At 62.9% G+C, this 6,779-nt stretch carries 6 protein-coding genes and 1 pseudogene; 3 read left to right on the top strand and 4 right to left on the bottom strand.

Annotated elements, in window-relative coordinates:
• Positions 1 to 402 (top strand): globin family protein (locus tag ACXJ7R_RS21300; protein ID WP_457153573.1); only part of this gene is annotated, 402 nt, incomplete at its 5' end.
• 143 nt (positions 403 to 545) lie between these two features.
• On the opposite strand, the gene ACXJ7R_RS21295 is transcribed toward ACXJ7R_RS21300, so the two are convergent.
• Positions 546 to 2,414, bottom strand: a complete 1,869-nt coding sequence (locus ACXJ7R_RS21295) for a CHASE2 domain-containing protein (RefSeq protein WP_457153572.1) — start codon at positions 2,412 to 2,414, stop codon at positions 546 to 548.
• Between the two features lie 6 nt (positions 2,415 to 2,420).
• Positions 2,421 to 2,951 carry a FecR domain-containing protein gene (locus ACXJ7R_RS21290; protein WP_457153571.1) on the bottom strand — a complete coding sequence of 177 codons (531 nt, stop codon included), beginning with the start codon at positions 2,949 to 2,951 and terminating at the stop codon, positions 2,421 to 2,423.
• 564 nt (positions 2,952 to 3,515) lie between these two features.
• Here ACXJ7R_RS21290 and ACXJ7R_RS21285 point away from each other — a divergent pair.
• Positions 3,516 to 4,175: a L,D-transpeptidase gene (locus ACXJ7R_RS21285; protein WP_457153570.1), complete on the top strand. Its 660-nt coding sequence runs from the start codon at positions 3,516 to 3,518 to the stop codon at positions 4,173 to 4,175.
• A 10-nt stretch (positions 4,176 to 4,185) separates the two neighbouring features.
• Positions 4,186 to 4,698 carry an OmpA family protein gene (locus tag ACXJ7R_RS21280; RefSeq protein ID WP_095091251.1) on the top strand — a complete coding sequence of 171 codons (513 nt, stop codon included), beginning with the start codon at positions 4,186 to 4,188 and terminating at the stop codon, positions 4,696 to 4,698.
• Positions 4,699 to 4,853: 155 nt separating this feature from the next.
• Here ACXJ7R_RS21280 and ACXJ7R_RS21275 read toward each other — a convergent pair whose 3' ends face one another.
• Both ACXJ7R_RS21275 and ACXJ7R_RS21270 read right to left on the bottom strand, forming a co-directional pair.
• A complete protein-coding gene (locus ACXJ7R_RS21275; RefSeq protein ID WP_457153569.1) occupies positions 4,854 to 5,600 on the bottom strand; it encodes a bestrophin-like domain in 747 nt (248 codons plus the stop codon).
• Between the two features lie 518 nt (positions 5,601 to 6,118).
• Positions 6,119 to 6,779: pseudogene (locus ACXJ7R_RS21270) on the bottom strand (hypothetical protein); the annotation flags it as partial.

The raw sequence follows: 6,779 nt of genomic DNA, 5'->3' as shown, positions 1-6,779 counted from the left end.
GTCCAGGATAGTTTTCGTGAGGTCGTCCCGATCCGTGCGGCTGCCGCCGCCTTGTTCTATGAACGCCTGTTCGCGATCGACGGGACTCTTCGGGCGCTGTTTCYGGTGAGAGACATGACCAAGCAAGGCGCCAAGCTGATGGCGAGCCTGGGCTTCGTCGTGCATGGACTGGATCGTGCCGAAACCATTCTGCCCACCGTGCGCGAACTCGCCAAGCGTCACGTCACCTACGGTGTTGAAGAGCATCATTACCCGATCGTCGGGCAAGCGCTGATCGAGACGCTGGCGGCCGGCCTCGGCCCCGCTTTTACACCGGCGGTGCGGGAGGCCTGGGAGGCAGCCTACGGCTTGCTCGCGAGTGTCATGATCGCGGCCGCCCGTGAGGTCCAACTCGCGGCGTGAGGGCTGGCGCGCATGATCTGACGACGCCCGGAATTGTCATGCGTGCACGGCGGCGAGAAGCATGAGCGCGAGTTGCAGTATTTCAAGCGGCATTGAGGGGTCCAGCTGTTCGCCGGGCAAGCCGCAGGCCTGGCGGCGACGCTCTACTGCGGCGTCCCTGCACTCTGCCAAAGCCAGATAGCGAGCGAGCCGGATCGCCCGCGGATCTGTGTTTCCACGGGTCCCTTCAGGGTACCGGATTTGAACAATGCGCAATCGCGGCCGGCGGCATCGAGCATTTTGTCGCTCACCGCGACCTCGGCGTCCTGGTCGGCTGCGATCTCCATCAGGCGGCTGGCAACGTTGACCGTGTCACCGATGGCCGCGATGTGCTGACGGCCTTCGCCGCCGAGCCGAGAGGCTACGATCGTTCCGTGGTGGGCTCCAATCTTGAAGCCGAGCCGGGATGCGGTCGGTGCAGGCAACGACGCCAGCCAATCGTTGGTGCGGCTGGAGAGCCCCACGCAACAGCGGGCGGCATTGAAGGCGTCATTTGCCGACGGTTCCGGCAGGCCGAACAGGATCATGGCTCCGTCACCCATGAAACTGGTGACGACGCCGCCGCAACGCGTCACTTCCTCGCCGACCAAGGCATGAAAACTGTTCAGGAGTTCGCGTGTGGCGATCGGTCCCAATGTTTCACTCAGTCCGGTGAAGCCGGACAGGTCGATGAACAGGATGGCGGCGTCTGTCCGGACGGGCTCCGAGAGGAAGTCGCCATGCTTGGCCAGCCACTCCCCCATGCCTGGGGCTTCAACGCGTTGAAGCAATTGGCTCTGCGTTGCGAAAAATTGCGCCCGGCTCCTGCCCAGCCAAAGCTGCGCGGCCCCGAACAGGATGGCCGGCGGAATGGCGGCGGTCATCGGCAACGCGGCGCTCAGCCAGATGTGGTGCAGGAAGGCGGTCATGTTGACCACCAGCCAGATCAGGACCACGCCGGCGACCGCGGCGAGGCCGCCGGCGTTTCGCCGCCATGCCAACAGCCCGACAAGAACCATTGGCAACACCACTGCAAAGCCGGCATCCGCAAGCCGGACATACTGGTCTCGCACGACTGCATCGCCGGCCATCAGATGGGCAATCGCCGTCGACATGACTTCGACGCCCGGGAGGATGGGATCGAACGGTGTCGGGTAAACATCGCCGGTGCCGGTCGCAGTGGCTCCGATCACCACAATTCGGTCCAGGATCGTGCGGGGATCGAGTTGGCCCTCCAGCACGGTCGCCGCGCTGATCGTGCGGATCGTGCCGCGCGGGCCATAGAAGGTCAGAGGCAGGATGTGACCAATGTCGGTCCGGATCGAGCGTCCGCCCAGCGATAGATGATCGGCGGCGATTTCTGGATCCCCTCCTGCTGCCATGGCGGCAACACGCAAGGGGAAAGACGTTTCCAGCCGATCTCCGGCCCGAAACAGCAACGGCACGAAGCGGGGCGTTCCCGTCTTGTCGGTGGCCACGTTCACGACGCCGACCGCTGCGGCATCCGAGAACGCTTTCAGCGGCCACAGGAACCGCTCGGCATTCGGCACGCCGGCGATGGGTCCGTCGCCCTTGGCCACCGTCCATTGTTCACCTCCGGGATAGACCGCCGCGGCAGCGATGACGCTCGCACTCCCGCTCAGCGAACGCGCGAGCGCCTCATCGTTGTCCTTTTCCCCCGGATCGACCAGCAGCAGGTCGAGCGCAATGGCCTTCGGTCCAAGCCGCGCGATCGTATCGACAAGCCGGGCAAGCGTGGCGCGGCTGAGGGGATATGCACCCTCGCGCCGCACCGCCTCATCGTCTATCGCGACAATGGTGATCAGCTCCGGCGGCTTTGCCGTTCCTCGAACGAGCGTTCGAAGATCGRTCATCGTTGCTTCGACGCGGTCGAGAAACCACAGATTGCCGCGCCAGTGCGCGAAGCCCAGGCCGGCGCCCCAAAGACCCGCCAGGATGAGCGCGATCAGCGTCGGAAGCGCTCGCCGGCTCACTGCGGCTCACTGGCCGAAACGGGCCAGCAAGGCGGAAACGCGCTTGGCGGGCCAGCGCTTGACGGTCAGTGGTCCTGTTCCGGCGTCGACGTCGACGCCGTCGCCCGGCGCCAGCACCACGCCGGCTCTGGACGCGGGCCGGTTCACGGCGACGCGGCCTCTGAGGACGAAGACAGACGTCTTGCCCCCGCCGACGTCGACCGCCCATTTGGTGCCTCGCGCCGCGGCGATCGCCTGTGGGGTGACAACAGCGAAGCCACCCGGGATCGACCCGGCTGGAGCATCGAGCAGCAGCGCCTTGCGCCGCAACCTGACCGTATCGACCTTGCCGTTTCGATCGCGGTCCGCCAGCGTGAACCGAGCCCCACCTTCGACAATGATGGTAAGGCCTTCCTGACACCTCAGGGTCTGTCGGGACGTGCCGCCCTCCGGCGCGAACGCACACCCCGCGCCCTGCGCCAGGGCGGCATCCACCCAGAAGACACCGGCAAACAGGCCAGCCACCAGGCTACGGAAAAATCGGTCCCTTGCGCTCATCGATGTCCCCCTTGCTCTTGTAAATTGCTCCTGCAAAAATCCGCGGCAAGAATCTTGCGCCGCCAGCCTGGCGGCGTACGTGCGAACCGGCACTTGCAGCCGTGTTGAGCTGAGGGGTGCCGACCGGCGATCCTAGCACGACAAACCTGCTCCGACACCAAGCAAGGCCCCGGCCGCGATGCGAATGTCGATCAGGCGGCGACGTTTACCGCCAAGGACCCGGGGCGAGGTGCTGGAGGGACCGGCAATGACGGAGCGCCCCACGCAAGAAGGGCGAAAAACCCGGCAAGCGGGAGGGGCCTTTCGACACTCGTGAGGCGGTCGAGAAGCACGAGCGTAAGGTGCAGGCGTGTATTGACGTTCGTCGCGGCGAGCGGCGAGTCAAATTTCACTGACCATTATCTTGTTGAAGTCGGTGCCGATCGGAGAGCGTCTACAGTCTTGGGTTCGGACCAAAAGTGGACAGACCGTTGACGGCGGACTGAAGCAACGCACCATTTTCCACTTTGAGGCGAAATAATTCTCAACTATGGTCCGCCAGGCTCAAGGCAGTGGGGATTGCCGATGGTTTTATCACGCAGGGGGGTCGTGCTCGGCGGCCTGGCGCTGGTCGCGGTCGGTGCAACCGGCAAAAGTGTTCAAGCCGCGACGGCAAAATCCTATTTCGCCGGTACTGCCAGCGACAACAATTTTGTCTATCGCAAGACCAACTTCGCCAAGATCGACAAGAGATGGCATCGCCAGATCGTCAAGTATTTCAGCAGCGAGCCGGTCGGCACCGTCGTGGTCGACACCCGCCACCACTTCCTCTACCTCATCATGGAAAACAAGACCGCCATCCGCTACGGCGTCGGCGTCGGCAAGGAGGGCTTCAAATGGTACGGCCGCGCGACGATCGACCGCCGCGCGCTGTGGCCGCAATGGGTCCCGCCCCCCGAAATGCGTAAGCGCAGGCCGGAGCTACCGCCCATGATCGCAGGCGGCGCGTCCAACAATCCGCTCGGGCCGCGCGCGCTCTATCTGTACCGCGACGGCGCTGACATCGGCTACCGCCTGCATGGCACGCTGGAGCCATGGAGCATCGGCACCGACGCTTCCAGCGGCTGTATCCGCATGTTCCCGGAAGACATCATCGACCTCTACCAGCGGTGCCCGATCGGCACCGCGGTGGAGGTCCTGCCGCACATCGCCGACCAGGCGCCCGCTTCCACCACTGTCGAATGATTGGCGCCTCATGAGCCGCATGATTGAAAACACGCGCCGGCTGCTCGCCGCCAGCCTGCTGGTGCTGGCCGCATCCTGCTCGACCAGCAACACGCTGGCCCCTCCCACGCCCGACGTCACCAACGCCGAGGTTGCCGGCTTCCAGAACGTGCAGCCGGGCAGCGAGGAGGATTTTATCCTCAATGTCGGCCGCCGCATCTATTTCACGCAAGGTTCGGCCGCGCTCGATTCTGTCGCCAAGGCCACCCTCGACACCCAGATCGCCTGGTTGGCAAAGAATCCGCGCTGGCTGCTCAAGCTGCAGGGTTTCGCCGACGATCCCGGCGCGAGCGAAACAGCGCTGTCGCAGAAGCGCGCCGATGCGGTGATGGACTACCTCGCCGCCGGCGGCATAGACCGCAACCGCATGTGGGCCAAGGGCTACGGCAAGGACAGGCTCGTCCGCGACTGCCCCAACTCCGCCTGCAGGTCGCAGAACCGCCGCGTTGTGTCTAATTTGCGCGATGAGAGGGACGAGTCGTAGGGGCTGCTGTTTTGCTTGTCACCAAATCAGAGTCTCACAACGCGACGACGGCATGGCTGCTTTGCGCCTCATGTCGGCCGAAGAGATTGGCTTAACCGCTGTCACCGGCGCCACACCAGAGCGGGAATCTACCCGTCTCTGCACTCCTACCTGTATCATCCGCCGCCGCCCGCTTTGGATTCCGGCATGACTTGCAGCAACGGCTGCGGCGACACTGCGATCTCTCCCGTGAAGGGCCGATCGTGGGCGAGAATCAAGAGAACGGATGCCGCCACGCCCGTCGCAAAACTTCCAAGAGCGATCGCCGATGCCATTCGGTTATCACTGTGAACGATCGCGATCGCGAGAAGAGCACAGAAGGCTTGCAGGATCAGGCAGGCCCACTTCGTGGGGTTGACTTGCGCGGAGCTGACGAGAACCCGTTGGCGACGCGCCTCGAAAGCGTCTTCAAGCCACCTCGTCATCTCGCGYTGCGCGATCTCCTGGCCGGGATTGCTTGGCGTCAAAGCCAGCGTCGTCCGCAGCGCCTCGTTAAGCGCAGGCGGGATTATGGTGACGGTCGCCGCGCCCTCGGCCATCAGCGGCCACTCCTGGCTCGTCGTTTCCTCGATATAGCTGTGCACCAGCGTCCGTAAGCGCGCCTCGGGCTCGCCGGGAAAGCTGCTCGCCAGAAGCACGACCGACCGCAATGCACTGGCCTCGCGATTGACTGCCGCATTGGCGTGATCGTTGTCGCTCCAGACCTGAGCCGCGGTGAACGCCACAAACAAGCCAAAGATGATACCGAGCGGCGGCAACATRCCAGGCGAAAGCGCCTTGAATGACCGCGCCGTGGAGCCCACGGACAGAGCGGCGATGCCTTGGTGCAAGATGAACGCGACGATATAGGTGGCCCCGAACACGACGAGAGCCATCCAAGCGAGTGGAAGAGTATGCAACCAGCCACTCATAGCAGCGCCTGCCCTCCTGAGAATTCGTCGTCAGGCGTTTGTAAGGCCGTCGTTCCACTCGTGGCAATGCCACTGTGTTCCATCCTGTCAACAAACTCCATGCACGGGTGCAATCAGCTGCCCACGCCGGTCGAAACACCTGCTTCATAAGCGCGTCGGAGGGGTGCTTGCGAGGGGAGGATTCCCAATTGCCTGCCAATCGATCCCGCCTGGACTCCTGTTGCAGGTCAGGTTGGTGTTTTGCGCTTGGGGCGGGCTGCTCTGCTGCCGTCAGCCTGTGCTTGCCAACCGGCACTTGCAGCCGCGTTGCGCAGGGCAGAAGGGTGCCGCCCGGTGATGATAGCACGACTACCTGCTCCGACACCGTGCTGGCTGACTTAGGGTGGGTTGCTGTCAGTCCGCTCTTGAACGCAGAACTCAGGATGCGGACTTAGGAATCGATCTTGAAGCCTCTCCAATTCGGCTAACAATCATCGAAGAAAGCCGTAACTGCCGAGCAGAAGCCGAATGTATTCGGGGGCTATTTCATAAACCTGCCTTGAAACGAGCGCGCCGTCAGGATGCGCTTGGATGTGCTCACCGCTTTCGACGTCGTAATAGTTGAGAGCGATTTCTGCGGGCCATGGGAATTCTGGCTCAAACGGTACCTCTGCAAACGGATTGAAATAGACCTGAAGCCCATCCAGATGGGTTTCACGATGAAACGATGAGTGCTGAATAAGCACATCTGCACCGCCGATCTGATGCTCGCTCTCTCGTCGTTGCGTGAGGAGGTAGTTCAGCGCGGCGAGCCGAAACCGGTGCGTCCCGACTTGCCAGAGCTCCGAACCGGGCGCAATCCTGTCCTTGTCGATCACCCTGTAACGGGTCGCCCGGACGAGCCTATCAATCTTACTTTCAACGACTGCTTTTCCAAAGGTCCCGACCGTAGAAAAGAAAACGGCGCTGATCTCTTTGAACGAATCGCTCGTGAAAATTCCCATCTCAACTGGCGCACCCGAAGGCTTCAAGAGAGAGGTTATCTTGTCTTGCTCTCCTAGGTCTGGCCCTTCGAGCAAAGGCGGCGCCAAGCCAAAAAGGGCCATGTTGATGAGTTCGTTGTTTTGGGTGAGCGAGAGGTCGCTATCGAAG

This window comes from Mesorhizobium sp. P5_C1 (assembly GCF_054049815.1).
Note: the sequence above shows the minus strand (reverse complement) of the source record. Positions and strands in the feature narration are given on the sequence as shown.